The sequence below is a fragment of the Verrucomicrobium spinosum DSM 4136 = JCM 18804 genome, from assembly GCF_000172155.1.
GTDB classification, from domain to species: domain Bacteria; phylum Verrucomicrobiota; class Verrucomicrobiia; order Verrucomicrobiales; family Verrucomicrobiaceae; genus Verrucomicrobium; species Verrucomicrobium spinosum.
This window is the reverse complement of record NZ_ABIZ01000001.1, coordinates 6,967,797-6,987,191: the sequence shown is the minus strand read 5'-3', so window position 1 is coordinate 6,987,191 and position 19,395 is coordinate 6,967,797. Positions and strand designations below refer to the sequence as shown.

Here is a 19,395-nt window from a genome sequence, read left to right as displayed (position 1 = left end):
TACACGTGTGAATCTGAGTTTTTTCTTTTGGCTAACATTGAGCCCTTAAGGTTGGTTCGGCCTTGGGCGTTGCCCAAGGCTGGGGATCACGCCGGGTCTTCGGCCCTCTTGAGGTGACGTGCCTGTCACCTGGGTGGCGGATGGGCCGTTGGGGGAGCTTGTCTCATCGCGGTGGTCCCATGGCGGTGATGGCCTGACGGAATCGCATGGGAAAAGTGCTTGCGCAAATTCCGGGCAGGCGATTAGAGTTGCGCCGTCGCTTAAGTGAAAGCAAAACCGAGTGGGCGGGAATCTCCGACGTCAAGACGACGGAAGGGGTTCGACCACACCGAAGGGGCCTGGATTCCGCGCCAGCCAGTTCGGGGCCACACGACGAATGCGGATGCCTGTTGATGAGCCATGAGTACGATCAACACCCAGGAACTGGTGGACTTGATTGCCGATGAAGCGGTGACGGACGAGGAGCTGAAGAAGTACTTCGTGGAGGATGAGTCTCTGACGCAGGGGATGACGCCTGGGGTGCGGGTGAACCCGGCGCTGGTGGTGGAAGAGCCGGGGCTGGAGTCGGCGCTGGGGCTGAATACGGCCAACAGCCTGTCCCGTTTCCGCCGGCAACTGGCCTATGGGCGGAAGATCAAGAAGAACCCGGGGGCGATCCGCATTGTGGCGGAGGGGGACTCGTGGTTTCAGTACCCGTTTGTGCTGGAAGACATCATCGACTATGTGGCGGCGGAGCCGGACATGGCGGTGCTGTGCTTCAGCGCGGGCGGGGATGTGCTGAAGAACATGGCGGTCGAGGGGGAGTTCTACGCGCCGATTGAGCGGGAGGGGGCCGCGGTGTTCCTGATCAGCGCGGGCGGGAATGATCTGGTGGATGATGAGAGCCCGCGGCGGGGGTTGCTGGACTTTGTGCTGCCTTTTCAGGCCGGGCGTCCGGCGAAGGATTATTTCAACGCGGCTTACTACGCCTTTATGAAGGGGATCGAGGCGCAGTATGACATGATCTTCAAGCGGGTGCTGGCGCTGCCGCCCAAGCCGAAGATCATCTGCCATGGGTACAGCGATGCGGTGCCGCAGCCGGGCAAGGGGAAGTGGCTGGGCAAGCCTCTGTCCCAGCTCGGCATCCATGATGCGAAACTGCAATACGACATTGTGCAGGAGATGCTGGCCTATCTGGCGAACATCCTGAAGGGCCTGGCGGCCAAGCACGGGGAGCGGGTGCGCTTTGTGGATCTGAAGGGCCTGGTGCCTGCGAACGGGTGGCACAATGAATTTCACCCGACAAGCCAGTACTTCGGCGTGGTGGCGAGGCCGGTGATCGATGAGATCCGCCGGGCGTGAGGGGGGGGCATCTGGGGGGGGGAGTGGTGGAGTGGTGGAGTGGTGGAGTGGTGGAGTGGTGGAGTGGTGGAGTGGTGGAGTGGTGGAGTGGTGGAGTGGTGGAGTGAGGGAGTGAGGGAGGGCGCTGGGGGAGGTGTCTGGGTATTTGTTTGGTGTTCCAGCAACCGGAGGCATCAGTCGCTATGCGGAAGACGCAAGACCTGAGGGGGATGGGGGTGGCGTGTGTGGTGTGGCGGGTTTGAGCCTGCCGCAGGATGCCGGGGTGCCAGGGAGCGGTTGCGCTGATGGCAGCGACGGTCATTTCAAATCACAACGGGTGGTGCTGTGGTGGTGGTTGGGCCGTTCCTGCGGCGGACTGAGCCGCCGGGAGGGGTGATTAATTCGCGATTTTTTTTGGCTGCGGATGGGGCTGGGTGGCCAGTTGGGGAGGTTGGCGCTGGCATGGAATTGCTCTGGGGCCCGGACGCGGAGTGATCGGTGGCACCCTGTCTTATATAGGAAACAATCCTGGAGGGGCGCGTTTGTGTCGTGGTGGTTACATTTGGCGGCGGAGGTTCTCCATTTTGCAAGTTAAGGATGAAAGGCAGGGGGGATGGGTGGGGGCGGTTGGTGCAGGGGGTTGTCATGTTCCAGATGCAAGGATGAATGAATGTGGCAAAAATGGAATGACGTTCGCCTGGTTTCCTGAGGACGGGGCTCCCAATGATGAGAGGGCTGATGCTCATGTTTGAATGGATGAAAAATATCCATGGGAAGCTCGGCCAAATGAGCGGGGAAATCTGTGCGACAAAAAATTATAGAGAAGATGGAATAATGCATTGCAAGATGGTGGGACGCGGACAAGGATTTGTGCTGTTAACCCATCCGGACGAGGAAACTTTGCAACCTGCCGGATCCTGGAAGAAGTTGCGCGGTGCCGGTGTGAACGGCGGCTGTGCCCGTGGAGAATGATCATGAAGACGAGCATTGAGGTTCTAGGGAAGTGCATGTGCGGACGGGGCGTGCCCGGTGGGGCAGCCTGCGCGGCAGGGGGACCGCGGGGTTCTCTGAAAGCACCTGTCTGACCCGGGGTTGCCGCCAGGATTGCCTGGATGTGAGATAAGGGTTATGGATAAACTTTTTGCGCTTGCAGGGCTAATGAGTCGCATGTAGGGCGGCGGGGCTGGAGGCCGGCTGGACTGCGGGGCCAGGATGACGGAGTCGGAGGAATTGAAGGAATCGAGAGCAGGAGATCACCAGAGTCACACTTGAAAGGATGGACGGCGGGTCCTCATGGAGCCTTGTGCTGCGGAGGTGCGCCGGGATGTCTGCGGATTTTTCACGCCAATCACCATGAAGTTTACAACGAAATGCTTCACGCCCAGAGGTGGCTGCCCGAGTGGGGTGGCTCTGCATGCCTGCCGTCTGCCTGACGGGGAGGATGTGCATGCCGTGGGATCTGCCGGGGTGGACGGGCCGCAGGGGGCCGGCGGGAGGCGGGGCGTGGGCCGGGGGTGGGGGATGCTGCGCCTGCGGTCAACGGGGTGGACGACGCTGACGACGGCACTGGTGGCGCTGGCGGGCCTGGCCTGGAGTGGCGGTGGGATGGCGCAGGCGGTTACTGGAAAGAACCTGGCGGCGGGCCACGCCCACACGGTGGTGGCCAGGGAGGATGGCACGGTCTGGGGGGTGGGCGCGGCGGAGCTGGGGCAGCTGGGCGTGTCCCTGACGGGGAGCTCGGCGCTGCCAGTGCAGGCGGGGTCTCTGACGGATGTGGTCTGTGTGACGGCGGGGGCGGCGCATACGGCGGCGGTGCGGAGTGATGGCACGCTGTGGATGTATGGGCTCAATACCTTTGGCCAGCTGGGGCTGGGCTACGCGTCGGTGAGCGTGTGGAGTCCCACCCAGGTGGGGGCGCTCTCTGGGGTGACGGCGGATGTTGCGGCGGGGGACTTGCACACGCTGGTGCTGAAGACGGACGGGACGGTGTGGGGTTTCGGTGAGAACGGGGTGGGGAATCTGGGCGATGGCACGACGACGGGGCGGGTGTCTCCGGTGCAGGCCACGGGGCTGACGGATGTGGTGGATCTGGCGGCGGGCAGCTTGCATTCCCTGGCGCTGAAGTCTGATGGCACGGTGTGGGCCTTTGGCGCAAACTTTGAAGGGCAGCTGGGGGATGGTACGAACACGATGCGTCTGACGGCGGTGCAGGTGTCTGCGCTGACGGATGTGGTGGCGATCGCGGCGGCGGGGCGGCACTCTCTGGCGCTGAAGAGCGATGGCACGGTGTGGGCGTTTGGTGCGAATGAGGCGGGGCAGCTGGGGGATGGGACGACGACTTCCCGCAATGCGCCGGTGCAGGTGTCGGGTCTGACGGGGGTGGTGGCGATTGCGGCCGGAGGGGCGCACTCTCTGGCGCTGAAGGCCGATGGCACGGTGTGGGCTTTTGGAGCCAACACCTACGGGCAGCTGGGGGATGGCAGCCTCACGGCGGGTACGGTGCCGGTGGAGATGGCGATCACGGATGTGGCGGCGATCGCGGCGGGGGCGGAGCACTCGGTGCTGATGAAGGCTGATGGCACGCTGTGGGGGGTGGGCTACTCTGCGGGGGGGCGGCTGGGCGGGGCCTCGCCCTCACCCCGGAAGCTGCCGATGCCGGTGAGCGGGGTGACGACGGTGGCGACGCTGAAGGCGGGGGGTGACAACACCGGGGTGGTGCGGGGCAACGGGGCGGTGCTGGGTTTTGGGTATAACCATGCCGGTCAACTGGGGAACGGCGGGGTGCTGCCGTCCTCTGTGCCGGTGCAGCCCACGGGGCTGAGCGGGGTGCGGGATGTGGGGGTGGGGTACAACCACACGGTGGTGGCGAAGACGGACGGCACGGTGTGGTCTTACGGGCTGAACTCCCTGGGGCAGCTGGGCGTGACGGCGGGGGCCTCGCAGCTGACGCCAGTGCAGGTGACGGCGCTGAGCGATGCGAAGGCGGTGGCGGTGGGGTATGACTTTTCCCTGGTGCTGAAGACGGATGGCACGGTGTGGGGCTTTGGCAGCAACACCAATGGCACGCTGGGGGACGGGACGTTTGTGTCATCCCGGGCGACGCCGGCGCAGGTGAGCGGGACGGTGGATATCACGGCGGTGGCGGCGGGCCGGGGCCACTCTGCGCTGCTGAAGTCTGATGGCACGGTGTGGACCTTTGGCGGGAACACGTATGGACAACTGGGCGACGGTACGACCACGTCAAGATATGCGCCGGTGCAGGCGACGGGCCTGACGGGGGCGGTGGCGGTGGCGGCCGGGGGGCGGCATACGGTGGTGCTGAAGGGTGATGGCACGGTGTGGGCCTTTGGCGGGAATGCGAGCGGGCAGCTGGGGGACGGGACGACGACGACGCGGCTGACGGCGGTGCAGATGAGCGGGCTGACGAATGTGGTGGCGATCGCGGTGGGGGAGGAGCACACGGTGGCGGTGCGCAGTGACGGCACGGTCTGGGCGGCGGGCAAGAATGCGAGCGGGCAGCTGGGAGACGGGACGGTGACGGACCGGCTGACGGCGGTGCAGGTGCCGGGGGTGACGCATGCGCTGGCGGTGGCGGCGGGCCGGGGGCACACGCTGGCGCTGAAGATCGATGGCACCCTGCTGTCCTGGGGGGCGGGGGAGCAGGGGCAGTTGCGTGAGTTCGGCACCGGCGTGCCGGTCTCCCTGCCTGTCAACTCGCCTGCGCTGGGCTATGAGTTCGTGGAGCCTACGGCGGCCATCGTGTCGCCACCCACGGAGACGATCGTGCCGCTGGGCACGGCGCAGACCCTCACGGCGGAGGTGACGGGGAGCGCGCCTGCGGCGAAGGTGCACTTCTACCACCAGGGGGTGCTGCTGGGGACGGATGACACGGCGCCGTACACGGTGGAGTTCACGCCGTGGACCTACGGGGACTTTGAAATAACGGCGGTGGGTGAGGATGAGCTGGGGGCGCTCTCCCTGCCCTCAGCCCCGGTGGTGATCCGGGCGCCGTATGATCACGATGGTGATGACCTGCCGGACTGGTGGGAGCATGCGCACCACGGCACGCTGGCACATGACCAGGCGGATGATGTGGACGGGGACGGGCTGACGGAGGCGGGTGAGTACCTCTACGGGAGCTCGCCGGTGGATACGGACAGCGATGATGACTCCATCACGGACGGGCAGGCCTTTGCCACGGCGCAGGGGCTGGTGGCGACGGGTGTGACGGTGACGGAGCGCCATGCGAATGCGGTGAAGCTCACGTGGCTGAGCGCGTGCCCCTTTGAGACGAGCTTCCGCATGGAGAAGTCTCTGGACGGCGGCACCACCTGGGTGGCGGCGGGGAGTGTGCCGGCGAATGCGACGAGCTGCCTGGTGTCTGGCCTGCCGGAGAAGACGGCGCACCTTTTCCGCGTGGCGACGGTGAGCCTGTATGGCACGGGCCGGAGCGCGGCGGTCTCTGCGAGTACGAAGCCTGCCAAGCCGGCTGCGCCTGCGCAGTTGACGCTGGTCTCGGCCAGCCCGGTGGAGGCGACGCTCTCCTGGGTGGACCAGGCGGGCAATGAGACGGGCTATGTGGTGGAGGGGAAGGTGGTGGGGGCGCCCGCCTTCCTGACCGGGGCCACCACGGGGGGCAATGCCACCACGGCCACGGTGGGGAGCCTGGTGGGGGCCAGTGATTATGTGTTCCGGGTTCGGGCTGTGAACACGGACGGGGTGGACACGGAGTACTCTGACTACTCCAGCGAGCTGACGCTGCCGAAGGTGCCCGCTGCCCCCACCTCCCTGGTGGTGGCGGCGACGCTGCCGTACCAGGCGAGCCTGGGCTGGGCCCTGCCGGTGGATGCGACGCGCACGGCGGTGCGGGTGCGAGGGTATGACGCGACCGGGGCGAACCAGCGCTTCCAGATCGATCTGGCGCCTGCGGCCCTGCAGTATGTGGACACGGGCCTGGTGCCCGCCACCACGTACCAGTACAAGGTGGCGGCGGTGAATGTGCGGGGGGAGACGCAGACGGCCTTTGTGGGGGCGACCACGCAGGGGCTGCTGCCGGCGACGCCGACGGGGGTGACGGCCACGGCGCTGGCCGCACGGGCCATGCTGGTGAACTGGACGGACAATGCGAACAATGAGGTGAGCTACATCGTGGAGCGGTCCACGACCTCCGGCTTTGCCGTGGTGGTGGCGAGCCCGCTGCTGCCGGCCAATACGACGAGCTATGAGGACCGCGTGGGTCTGAAGGGGGCGACCACGTACTACTACCGGGTCAAGGCGGTCAACGAGTCCGGCAGCTCCGCCTACTCGGCCACGGCCACGGGTGTGACCTCGAACTACCCGACGGCCAACCATGCGCCGGATGCGCTGGGCGTGGTGCCGGATGAGCTGGCGCTCTACAGCACGAGTGCGCCGAGTTATGCGGTCTTCACCACGATCGGCACGGGGCAGTTCACGGAGGCGTTCCAGGACGGGGAATTCGTCGCCACCTCTGTGGGCACGGTCTTTCTCTGGCGCACCACGCCGGCCTCGCCCACGGGGGCGGCTCCGCTGAACCAGGTGGAGGTGTATCTCTACAACGGGAGCAGCTGGGTGTACCAGGGGGCGCTGTCGCCTCCGGGCGGGGCGGGCACGACGTCCGGGTTCGGCACGAGCATTGTGGCTTCAGGAAACAAGGCCTTCATCGGGGCGCCGGGGGCGGTGAACGGGGGCAGCGGGGCCACGGGGCTGGTGTATGTGCTGGATTTCAACGGGCTGAGCATCAGCTCCAGCGTGATCGCGCCCCCGGGTGGCGGGGCGGCGGGGGACCAGTTTGGCGCGTCGTTGTCGGTGGATGGCACGCGCCTGATCGTGGGCTCCCCGGGGAAGGACAAGCCCAACGGCGGCGGCTCGATCACGGATGCGGGCGCGGCGCACCTGTACAACTGGAACGGCAGTGCGTGGGCGCTGCACCGCACGGAGTACAGCCTGGGGGCGCAGACCGGGGGCAAGTATGGCTTCTCTGTCTCCCTCCGCGGGCGGAACTATGTGGTGGGCGCGCCGTATGAGGACGGGCTTTTCCAGGTGGGCAGCACGCTCTATGCGCTGGGGGATACGGGGGCGGTCTATCTGAGCCGGTGGAATGAGCCGGGGCAGATCCTGGGCTTCCAGAACTTGTTTGCCCTCTATCCCGCGGTGCAGGCGAAGATCGCGGGACTGGGCAGCTCGCTCTTTGGCTACTCGGTCTCGATCGACAGCGCGATGCGCATCGCGGTGGGGCGGCCGGCCTCGTCCTGGACGGCGGGGGACAACATGAGCGCGTGGGACCGGGGCAATGTGATGCTGCTGCAGTGGAACGGGGAGCTGGATCAGGACTACATCTTTGCGATCGACACCATCACGGACGGTGCGCTCGCGGCGGGGGCCCGCTTTGGCGAGTATGTGGAGGAGGCGCAGGGCTATGAGCTGGCGGTCCGCACGGGGCTGCGTAATACCACGAACCTGCCGGGGCACTACTACTCCTACCTGGGCATCACGGCGCGGCCGGGCCAGGTGATCGGCGGGGTGCCGGTGTCCCGCCGTGTGGGGGACATGGTGGGGCTGGATGAGGACTATGATCCGCTGACGTTCTCCATCCCGGGCACGAGCAACCCTCTGGCCACGCATTTTGAGATCGGTGGCGACGGGGTGCTGAAGGCGAAGAACACGCTCTCTGGCGTGACCAACGGGCTCTATGTGCTGGCGCTGGCGGTGAGCGATGACCGGGGCGGATCCGTGGCGCGGGGCCTGGTGGTGGATGTGACGGGGGCCACGGCCTCCAATGACGCGGACCAGGACGGCATCGATGACACGTGGGAGCTGGCCCATGGGCTGAACCCTGCGGACGGGCTGGATTCACTCTCTGACCTGGATGGCGACGGCTACACAGCACTGGAGGAGTACCAACGGGCGCTCTCCGGCCAGAGCTACGCGATCAACCCCGGATCCTGGGACCTGGATCCGAACGGCGACATCGACGGGGACTCGATCGCCAACAAGCTGGACGGCAACCCGCATGATCCCAGCGTGGGCCAGATGAATGTGCAGATCACCTCTCCCGGCAGCGGGGTGACGCTCTGACCGCCGCCTTCCGTGGCGAACCTTTGCTTCTATTCTTTCCTGAAACTCTCCCAACCGGACCTCCTTTATGAAACTGTTGTGCACAACTAGAACTCCCGGCGCGCTCCTCACCCTCAGCCTCCTCTGCGCCGCGGTCTGGGGGCTGGGCTCCTGCTCCAGGGAGGGGGCGCCGCCGCCGGCCACGAGCGAGGTGTCTGCGCCTGCGCCGGTGAAGAAGAAGGTGTCCGCCGACGGGATCGAGATCATCGAGCACCCTGCCCTGCCGGAGACGAAGGATCTGCGCCCGCTGGCGGTGGCACCGGAGCCTGCGGCCAATCCTGCTGCGGCTGCGGCAGCGATGCCGGCTCCAGCGCAGCCACTTACGGTGTCGGGGGAGGGCGGGCTGACGCTCTCCAAGGCGCCGGGGGAAAACGGCAGCCTGCTGACGGTGGAGTCTGCCACGGACCAGAAGCTGCAGAGGCAGCCGCAGCCTGCGGAGGGGCCCCAGACGGCGCCGATGCGGCTGGAGGCCCGGCACCAGGCCATGGCGGAGATGCTGCGCGTGCGCAAGGCCGCGGAAACCGCCAACCCCGTCCCGGCCCGGTAAGACGAGGCTGACACACCCTTTCACTCAGGTTTCATAGAACCTTTCTTCACCCCTCTGCTGCAATGATGACGAAGAGCACTCCCCGGGTCTTTTTGTGCCTGGCCACGGCCGTGATGGCTGTGAGCTCATGGTTGACTCCGGCCTCCGCCCAGGCCCCGTCCGGCCCCCAGCCGCGCACGGGCAGGTTTTCCTACGGGGCGGGGGATGACCCCACGTACCAGGCGTTTGTGATTCCGCTGGATTTCCAGAAGGGGGTGCAGCTCTCCCCCACGGGCATTGCGCCGTGGGCCTCCGGGCTGGACTACGGTGCCTACCCGTGGTTCTTCAAGATCGCGGGGCAGTCCAGCTTCCTCATCCAGAACAACAGCGGCACGGTGACCTACCCGCTGGAGGTGCAGAACCCGATCGCGGGCTTCGGCAGTGAGTCGGGCGGGACGCCGCTGTACATTGGCCAGAGCAGCCGCTTTGCCCTGCACACGGGGGGGCAGTCTGCGGCGACAGATGTGCCGGATGAGATGAGCATCCGCGTGTACCGGAGGTCGGACTTTGCCCAGCAGGGGAACGTGGTGCCGGTGCAGGTGCAGGCGCTGGACATCCCGCACTGGAAGGGGGCCTCGGCCACGAACTCGGCGGCGGAGTGGAAGCAGTTTGGTGACAACGGATTTCAGAAGACCTTTGTGACCACGGTGGGCGGGGTGCAGGTTCTGGAAACAACGGTGCAGCTGGCGCTGGAGGCGGGGCCGGACGGCATGTTTGGCGCGGGCTACTCCGCGCCGTTCATCATCACGCACCGGGCGCTGCCGGGTGCGGAGGAGTACTACTTCTCTGTGGCGGCGGTGGGGAACACGATGGTGGGCAGCAACGCCCACTGGCTGGCGGTGAGTGATCCGGCCCAGCCGGGCACGAGCGGGACGTTCGTGGTGGGTTATGCCTTGAACTTCGAGTCCGCCCCGCCCTGGGGCACCACGCTGGTGAAGACGCCCCACTTCCAGGGGGAGCCTGCGCCGCCCACGTACCACGGGAAGACGGCGGAGGAGATCCAGGCGCTGACGCCGCGGTTCGAGCACCAGTTCGCCGCGCCCGCGGGCAGCACGTACACGCAGCTCAGCCAGGCGCCGGAGCTGCAGGGGCACACCATCCTGGACCGCTTCGTCACGGAGATGGGAAACAACCCCATGGCGCTGGTGAACTATGTGCACAATGAGATCGGCCTGACGGATGCGCTGGGCTACAATGAGAACGGGGACATCGATGAGGCGGCGGTGAATGCGGGGGGGATCAACCGCAGTGCGCTGGCCACCTTCCAGGAGGGGCAGGGCTCGCCGGATGAGCAGTGTGCGCTGCTGGTGTATCTGCTGCGCAAGGCGGGGGTGCACGCGTCTTATGTGCGCTCCTCGCCCAATGCGGTGAAGATGCTGGACCAGCGCCTGAGCAACCTGCTGCGCATGCGGCTCAAAGGCATGCAGACGCCGGATGGGACGCAGCCGGTGCCGCAGCTCATCGGGGTGAACTACCCGTGGGTGGCGGCCTATGTGAATGTGGACGGGGTGAACAAGTGGGTGCACCTCTTCCCCTGGCTGAAGGACACGGAGGTGGTGGAAGGCCTGGCTGTGGAAGGGTATCTGCCCAGCGGGACGAAGAGCATCCGTGAATGGGTGCGCAAGTACCTGAAGGCGGGGGCCGGTGATGCGCTCTGGACGCTGGATGCAGAGGACCGCACGCCGGGGAACATCTTTCTGAAGGATCTGGACAAGTCCCTGCAACAGAACTGGCCGGGGCTGGCGAAGGACAGCCTGGGCGTGCGCTTCCGCAACCGGAAGTTCAACCGTGTGCAGTGGAAGGAGTTCCCCCAGCCGACGCAGTTCAACACGACGACGGGGACGTACACGCAGAGCGACCGCGTGAGTGCGGACGGTTCGAGGTTTGACACGGTGGATATTGAGATCGCCAGCGTGCAGTTCCCCACGAACAAGGCGGTCATCAATGGGGTCCGGATCATGGACATGCACAACCGCCGGGCGGTGGTGAGCATTGCTCCCCGGGCCGAGGCCGGGCACTACGACATGACCTTCACCATGCAGCCCTTCGACCTGGAGAATCCGGACTCCGGCACGGGCAACTACACCTACGGGGCAGATGCGCACCTGCGCAAGAAACAGGTGACGACGCAGCATGTCAGCACGGTGGATGACCAGTTCAGCTTCAAGGTCACCTACCACCGCCAGCGCAACTATGGGGGTCCGGTGGGTGTGGCGGATCAGAATCTGCTGGGCGGGTGGAGCCACTTCGCGGGCATCACGAACCTGGATTTCGGCCCCAACCAGGCAGCGCAAGCTGGCAGCGCGACGACCTCTTATTTCAATCTGGGCGATCTGAATGCCTTCTGCCTGAACACGGGCAGGGTGACGGACCGGATGCTGAAGGTGCATCTGGAGCCGTTCTGGAAGCATGAGCAGGAACGGGCTGCGAACTCCAGCATCAATCCGGACTATGACCTGATCCAGGGCACGATGGCCTACTTGATGGGCATGTCCTACTACCAACGGGTGTCACGCTCGTTTGAAACGCTGAAGGACACGTTCAAGGTGCATGCGGTGTCCATGCGCGCCCATGGGTTTGCCCAGCTGGGGGCGGAGCTGAATGGTACACGGGACCCGATCATGGTGACAGTGCCCAACCAGGCGGCCAAGCGGCCCAATCTGGTGTACCCGGTGGTGGATATGAACTTCAGCCGCACGGCATGGGCCGGCTACGGGGACCTGCGACCAGATGCGGGCGGACAAGGAATGATCACGGGGGCGGACTTCATGACGAACCTGTTCATCGCAGAGATCTCTGCCCTGGAGCACCACACGATCAAAGAATACATCAAGGTGGAGGACAGTGATGCTGTCTCCACGGTGGATCTGATTCACCGGGTGCAGCAGGATGGGAACGCGAACACCAACGTGGTTGAGCTCACAGCAGACAACTATGTGACGGAGAAGACGAAGACCTACTCCTTCGAGTCGCAGACAAAGACGTTGCAGAACTGGGCACCCAGCCTGTGGACCAGCGTGGAGGCGGCCTTTTCAGGTTGGGACAAGAACCTGGCGCGTGTCTTCATCACGCCCGGACCGGTGGCGGGAGCGGCCGGGCAGTGGAAGGGCATGGGGGCACTCATCATTGGCAAGAGCCAGGCGGGGGCCTTGATTGGGCGCATCAATGGTGGTGCTTCGAACTGGCTGTTCGGCGGCTCCAACACGTACTCATCGTCCAGCCTGAGTTTCGGCAGCTCCACGATCAGCATCTCCAGCAGCGGCACGTTGAGTTTTTCCCCACAGCCTGCCTACACGCCGAGCTATGGGTTTCTCTCAGACAGCTGGTCGATGAGCTCCACATCCAGTGTGGCCAGCCTGCTGGGCTCGGCGGGTGGTTTCCTCTCCAGCAGCAGTTCGTGGTATTACGATGTGTACAGCACGCCATCGGGCTCGCTCGGCAGCCAGTTTCTGAGCAACGTGAGCACCGGCATGCTGCTGGGCAACACGAGCAGCACGCTCACCTTTGGTGACTACTACGGCTCGTCTGGGTACGGGGGCTTTGTGGGGGATCCGGTAAACTCCATCACCGGGGAGCTGTATGCGGATGAGCTGGATCTGACGCTGCCGGGCCCGATCCCGCTCCAGATCCGGCGCAACTACAGCAGCCAGTCCCGCGCGTACGGTCACTTTGGCTACGGATGGAAGATGTCCTACTTCCCCTACATGGTGCCGGTGGATGGTACGGACAAGCTGCAGGTGGCCGAGCTGGATGGCTCGGTGATCGTGTATGCCAGAAACACGGCGAACCTGGCGCAGGAGGAATGGACGGTGCGCGCCCAGGACAACCCCCATCTCACCAACGGTGACGGGCTGGAGCTGGGATCTGTACGCAATCTCTTCCGGAACCGGATCCTGCGCACCAGCCCGGGTGGTGTGGTCACGTACACGTTGTACGGGGCAGATGGGAGCACGCGGGTCTATGAGAAACGGAGCTATCCCGTCTTTGGTGCCAGCCCTGCCATCAGCCGCGAACGGCCGTATCTGAAGCGGTGGACGGACTCGGCGGGGAACTACCTCGATTTCAAGTTTTTTGGCGACGGGGTTTCGGGGGATCCGTGGTATGTGGCGACGTCGAATTCGTCCTACGGCGAGCTGGCGCGGGTGCAGGCGAGCAATGGCAACTACTACGGGTTCAAGTACGATGTGTATGGTCACATCGTGGAGATCTATACGGGAGACGGGCGGCGCATCTCCTACCGGTATGACGGCTCCGGCGACCTGGTGGAGGTGACGCTGCCGGACAACTCGTGGGTTCGATACGACTACCTCCATGAGCAGGGCAAGGTGGGGAGCACCAGCAACACGGCGTGGTCATCCACCCACCTGATCAAGAAGGAGATCCGCCCCGGGGGGCGGACGGTGGAGAGCGACTACCAGCTCTATGTGCAGGGTGACCTGGACCTGGAGGGGAACGTCATCGGTGCCGGAAGCGACAAGATCGGCAAGACCTCACACCTGCGGCGTGTGGTGCAGCAGAGGGCCACGGTGGGCAAGCACAGCGGAGGAAACAACGAGGCCCTGCCTGCGGCCGAGTCCTATGAGCCGGTGCGCAATGCCACCTACAGTTACTTCAACAGCGAGGATGCGAACGGGATGACCACCGGCCGGACGGAGATCCTGGACGCGTACAACCGCAAGACGATCTACTATTACACCAACAACCGGCTGACCAAGGTCTTTGACCCGGTGAGCACGGTGACGAATGCCGCGACGGGCGCGGGCACCAATCCGAAGATGGAGCAGGAGTGGTACACGGCGCTGGATGTGACCAACGGGGTGCCGGGGGCGTTTGCGGGGGGCTTGAAATCGCTGCAACACCGTGGTGGGGTGCGCACGGAGTTCAGCTACAACAGCGGCGGGGATGCGACGGAGATCCGCGTGAAAGGGGACCTGGACGGTGATGGCGTCTTTACGGATGTGGCAGTGACGACTGCCACCTATAACAGCCTGCACCTGCCGGAGCTGATCACCCATCCGCATCCCACCACGGGGCTGGCCACGGGCAGGCGCACCCGCTACTACTACCAGGATGCGGCGCGGCCCTATGCAGTGACCCGGGTGGAGAACCAGGATGCCTCTGGCACGGTGTTGAACGCATCCACCACGAGCTATCAGGATGCCTTCAGCAACCCCTCCAATCAAGCCCAGGTGCCGTTCTGCAAGGGCATGGTGTCCACCACGAAGATGGCGGAGGGCACGGCAGAGGAGGCGGTGACGGTCTATCAGCAGGATGCGCGCGGGTTCATCACCAGGAGAACGGGCTACAGCGGCCAGGTGGATCAGACAAACTACCCTGATGTGGTCATCGAGTACTCCCACAATCTCCGGGGCGAGCTGGTGGAGGAGCGGGTGATGGAGGGTGTGGTGGCCAGGAAGGTGAACCGCTATGCCTATGATGACATGGGCCGCCGCCTGTGGATCGAGAATTTGAACGAGTCCGGCACGCAGCTGGGCTGGAACTACACCTACTACAACCTGACGGGTGAGGTGGAGTGGACGGACGGTTCAAGAACCAACCCGGAGGACTACACCTACACCCGGTACGATGGCGCGGGGCGCAAGGTGGAGCATGTGGCCTGGCGCTCACGGGCCAAGGCGGACGGCACGGGCGTGGAGGCTGTGCCAGGTGTGGAGCAGTACGCCACCACGAAGTACTTCTACAACCTCTTCGGCGATCTCATCAAGATCATGGACCCCCGCGGTCATACGGGGAAGGCAGGCTACGACGGCATTGGTCGCAAGACGCTCACGGAGGCTTACCAGGGTGACTGGCAGAATGGCGGCACCTTGCTGGCCAGGGAGACGACGGCCTATGATGATGCCTTGCTGAAGGTGACGCAGACGGATTCCCGCGGAGGGGTCACGCAGAAATTTTTCACTTCTGATGCGAAGCCGAGGCGGCAGATCAATCCGGACGGGACGGTGCTGGAGTGGCGCTACTACCTGGACGGGAGGATCAAGCGGGAACCCGTGAGTGAGCACCAGTACCACGAGTATGCCTACAACGACACGACCCGCACCACGACGAAGACGCTCAAAAATGCCAGCGGACAAACGCAGGGCAGTGAGGTGACCACGGCGGATCGCAGGGGAAATGTAGTAAGCTCGACGAACTTCGTGGGACATGTGACCACGAGCACGTTCGACAATCTGGATCGCGCCATGACGACCGTGCTGCCAGCCTCTGGAGCCACGAGTGCCGCTCAATCCACCACCGTGTCCTATGATGCCGCCGGTCTGAAGAACAAGGCGGTGAGCAGCCTGGGAGAGAGCACGGAAACGGTCTGCGATGCTCTGGGGAGGAAGGTGAGCGTGACCGTGAGGAATGCGGCAAATGCGATCATCACCCAGTCTGCCTCGACCTACAGCCTGGACTCCCACCAGGTGACCGCCACCACGGGCTCAGGAGGGGAGCAGCTGACCCAGTCAACCTGGACAGACACGGCGGGAAGGACGGTCCTCGTCAAGCATGCGGACGGAACCTACGCCCGCACGGAGTATGATGCAGCGGGGAATGCCGCCGCGGTCACGGACGAGTCCGGCCAGACCACGAAGACCAGCTACGACGGGATGAACCGGGTGGCTCTGACGCTGCTGCCGGACGGGGCTGCCACGCAGTATATTTACACGAACCTGGGCGGGGGCGGGCAGAAGGTGGAGCGGCTCATGCCTCAAGGGCTGAAGGAAGTGGCGACGCTGGATGCGGCAGGGCGCCCCACGGAAAGCTACCTGGAGGGCAGCGGGGGCGTGCAGAGCCGACGCTACCACACCTACCAGTTCTACACGGCGGGCAAGGAGAAGGGGATGCTCCAGCTGTTCACCGATCCTCGTGGCCTGGTACACACCAGCACGTATGATGACTGGCAGAGGATCCTGGCCACGACGGTGGGCACGGTGGGGAGCCCGGCCTATGTGAAGCGGGAGATGCTGGCCTATGATGTGCGGGGGCAGGTGACCCATGTCAAGGAAACAACAGCGGCCGGGGTCACGGAGATCCTGCGCGCCTATGACGGGCAGGGGCACCTGGAGTACGAGAAGACCAAGCTGGATGGAGTGGTGATCTCCCACCTCGCCAACACTTATGACGGCTCTGGACGTCGCAACGGTCTGGCACGGGGAGGGGATGTCTCGCCTCTGGGGAGTGGTGCCGGGGGCAGCTGGGGCTTTGGCTACCGTGCGGATGGCCTGCTGGCGCAGGTGAGCCTGGGGGGAGGCACCTTCAACTACACCTATGGCGACAGCGGTCTGCTCAAGACTCGCAGCAACCCCTTCCGCACCTACACAGTGCCGGGCAGCGGCGGTCGGGACAACCGCGGCCGGGTGCTGGCGGCGCAGACGCGACTGACGGGGCGCAGCGTGGACGTGGTGGCAGAGGCCATCTCGTGGACCTCTGACAGCCGCCAGGCCAGCTACGCCGCCACGCGTCTGACAGCGAACGACGGCACGGGCACGGCCACCTGGCAGGATGCGAGAAACTACCAATACAGTGCCCAGAGGCGCCAGTTGATCAGCGAGAGCTGGGTGCCTGGTGACGGCCAGAGTGCGAGGACGCAACTGCACGAGCATGACTACGGCCAGCCGGGTGGTCTGGGGATCTACACCGGGCGTGAGACGCCGGCTCCGTCTGGCAGCACGGGCAGCCAGTTGTTCCTGGTCAATGATGCGGCCATGGAAGGCGGGGCGGGCATCAATGCCCTGGGGCGGGTGACGCGTGAGGTGAGCGGCTTCGAAACCCTGGGGCTGACCGCGCAGGGAACGGCCAAGGGGGCGAAGAATGTGGAACTGGTGGTGAACACCAAGAGTGAATTGAGCGAAGTGCAGCATCCGGCGGCCACCCGGTTCACCAGCGGAGCGTGGAGCCGGCAGCTGTGGATGCCGGCGGGCGGGTACAATCTGCTGGCCAAGGGGAACCACCCCAGCGGGCAGTTTAGCGCCCAGGCGAATGCGACGTTTAACCTGGGGGTGCGGCATTTTGGCGTGGAGAACCTCTTTGATGACGATGGCAATGTGACGCATCGACACATCGCGGGAGGATTTGCCCAGAACGGCCGTTCTCAGAGCCTGACCTGGGACGGGTTTGGCCGTCTGGTGAAGGTGGTGCAGGAGGAGTACGGTGGCTTTGGCTACGAATGGACGGCCGTGTATGACGGCTTCGGACGCAGGCTGCAGACCAAGTACGTGCCGAAGCGCGGCAACCTCTACCAGACAGCGGAGCAGGTGATCGAGCGCTCCTGGTATGATCCGCTGGTTGAGTTCCTGGAAGTGGGGATCGAGATAACACGTGGCTCTGGGGGCGCGGCGGTGACGGAGCGCTGGTGGAAGGTGCATGGGCCGGACCTGAGCGGCGGCTACGGCGGGCTCGTGGGCATGGGCGGCCTGGAGGCCCTGGTCAATGAGGCCAATGCCCAGGCGGTAGGGACGGTGGATGATGCCTACGGCCACATCGTGGGCTTTGCCAGGGCGACCACGCTGAGTGCGGCCGCTGGTGGGACTCTGGCGTTCGAGTGGAATGATGCGCGCTTTGGCGGGTACGGACCGCTCTCGGGTTCATGGAGTCCATCCCTGCCAGATGGGTTGAGCGTGTGGCGCGCGTTTGGCTGGCGCGGGAAGAGGCAGGATGTGACGGGCTTCTACCATATGGGGGCGCGGTACTATGAGCCTGCAAGCGGGCGCTTCCTCTCCACCGATCCCATGGGGCATGAGGCGAGCATGTCGCTCTATGACTATGCGGGTGGCGACCCCATCAACTTCGTGGATCCAGAAGGCAGAAGCGCCATCAACATCTGGAGCTCTCCCGTTCTGGGCACGTCCTATGGCATCTACAGCGAGTCCTGGAACAGTGGCAGCAGCAGCTTCGGCAGTGGGCAGTCGGCAGTACCGCCCGCGGTGCAGCCCAAGACGGGCTTCTTAAGCGGCCTGTGGGGGGGGACGAAGGATCTTGCCGTTGGATTCTGGGAAGGCGCAGAGAACATCGGTCACACCCTTGGCTATGCCGCAGTGAACATCTTTGACAATGATCTGGCGGAGGAACTGTACGGTACGGGATATCACCGCATGGCAGGGTTCACCTCTGAGGTGGGATACCAGCTCACATCCATCTATGACAATGATCTGGCAAATGACATCTACGGCTCCACACGCAACGGCTTTGCCGACACGATCGCCAACTACGGGCTCGACCTCTATGAGGGCAATCGCAACGTGGGCTCTGATCTCCAGTTTATCTTGAAAGAGGCGTCTGGGGGCCAGGATGCGAGCTGGGACTATCGCGCCGGATACGTGATACCGGCCATCGTCAGTGCCATCGTGGAGCGGAAGATGAGCACGGGTGGTGGCCTGCCAGGCTACTGCTTTGCCCCGGGCACGCCGGTGCTGATGGGGGATGGCTCAACCCGCCCCGTGGAAACCATCCGGGAGGGAGACTGGATCATGGCCGATGATCCGGAAGACGAACGGGCTGCCGCTCCCCAGAGGGTGCTCGCATTGCACAAAAACTGGTCAGACCATCTGTACGAGGTGCGGGTGGACAATGACCGGGATGGGCTGCCCGATGGCGCGCTCAAGGCGACGGGGGGGCATCCCTTCTGGACGAAAAACCGCGGCTGGATCAAGGTCTGCAACCTTCAGCCCAATGACATCCTGGCGGATGCCAGCGGGGGCGATTCCCGGGTGCTGGACACGAAGGTCGAGGAAAGAATATCCGCCACGTACAACCTGAGTGTGGCCAACATACACACCTTCTTCGTCATGGCGGGCAAGGTGCCCGTGCTGGTGCACAACACCAATCCCGGGCCGCGCACCTACATCATCTATCAGGCACCCATCCAGGGGACCAACCAGATCTACACGGGCCGGGCCAGCATGCCCGGGCTGGTTAGCGGTACAGATGTGCTCGACTATCGGTTCGCTGGTGGACATCACCGGGGCATCGACTTCAGCAGCGCGACTGTGGTGTCCCATGTCCAGAGTCTGCAGGGCACAGGCTCAGTGGAGTATCAGGCGATTCGCGGTGCGGAGCAAATCTGGTACGACCGGGCGGTCTTGAACGAGCATGCAGCCCGTCAAATCGCGCCGATCAGTGCGTCCAATGTGATGCGGGATGACTACCTGCGGGCAGCACAGACACTCAACCAGAGCGGGTCGCTGGATCTACCCTGCCCTCGCAGATAGGACACGCTACGGCTTGTGAGCATGATCGATTGTCTGGCGGGAGAAATGAAGTTTGGGTGCGGCTCAGACCAAGTTTCTCCCGTCCAGTCGTCTCACGGGATCGAGTCGGCCTGTTGCGTGCACTACGCAGGATCTTACGAGCGA

Annotated in this window: 5 protein-coding genes; all 5 read left to right on the top strand. The window is 64.5% G+C overall.

Annotated features, from left to right (window positions below; genetic code table 11):
* Positions 1-399: 399 nt before the first annotated feature.
* The gene (locus VSP_RS37795; RefSeq protein WP_009964991.1) at positions 400-1,341 is read left to right on the top strand and encodes an SGNH/GDSL hydrolase family protein; all 942 of its coding nucleotides are present in this window, start codon (positions 400-402) and stop codon (positions 1,339-1,341) included.
* Between the two features lie 735 nt (positions 1,342-2,076).
* On the top strand, positions 2,077-2,292 hold the full coding sequence (locus tag VSP_RS28365) for a hypothetical protein (protein WP_198141250.1): 216 nt from the start codon (positions 2,077-2,079) through the stop codon (positions 2,290-2,292).
* Positions 2,293-2,673: 381 nt separating this feature from the next.
* On the top strand, positions 2,674-8,415 hold the full coding sequence (locus tag VSP_RS40600; RefSeq protein ID WP_157211110.1) for an RCC1 domain-containing protein: 5,742 nt from the start codon (positions 2,674-2,676) through the stop codon (positions 8,413-8,415).
* Between the two features lie 67 nt (positions 8,416-8,482).
* On the top strand, positions 8,483-9,001 hold the full coding sequence (locus tag VSP_RS28355; RefSeq protein WP_009964986.1) for a hypothetical protein: 519 nt from the start codon (positions 8,483-8,485) through the stop codon (positions 8,999-9,001).
* A gap of 62 nt (positions 9,002-9,063) precedes the next feature.
* The gene (locus VSP_RS37785; protein WP_009964985.1) at positions 9,064-19,251 is read left to right on the top strand and encodes an RHS repeat-associated core domain-containing protein; all 10,188 of its coding nucleotides are present in this window, start codon (positions 9,064-9,066) and stop codon (positions 19,249-19,251) included.
* The last annotated feature ends 144 nt before the right edge of the window (positions 19,252-19,395 follow it).

Bases quoted from the DNA above. Each gene is read 5' to 3' on its own strand.
- VSP_RS37795 (WP_009964991.1), top strand. From the start codon at position 400: ATGAGTACGATCAACACCCAGGAACTGGTGGACTTGATTGCCGATGAA.
- VSP_RS28365 (WP_198141250.1), top strand. From the start codon at position 2,077: ATGAAAAATATCCATGGGAAGCTCGGCCAAATGAGCGGGGAAATCTGT.
- VSP_RS40600 (WP_157211110.1), top strand. From the start codon at position 2,674: ATGAAGTTTACAACGAAATGCTTCACGCCCAGAGGTGGCTGCCCGAGT.
- VSP_RS28355 (WP_009964986.1), top strand. From the start codon at position 8,483: ATGAAACTGTTGTGCACAACTAGAACTCCCGGCGCGCTCCTCACCCTC.
- VSP_RS37785 (WP_009964985.1), top strand. From the start codon at position 9,064: ATGATGACGAAGAGCACTCCCCGGGTCTTTTTGTGCCTGGCCACGGCC.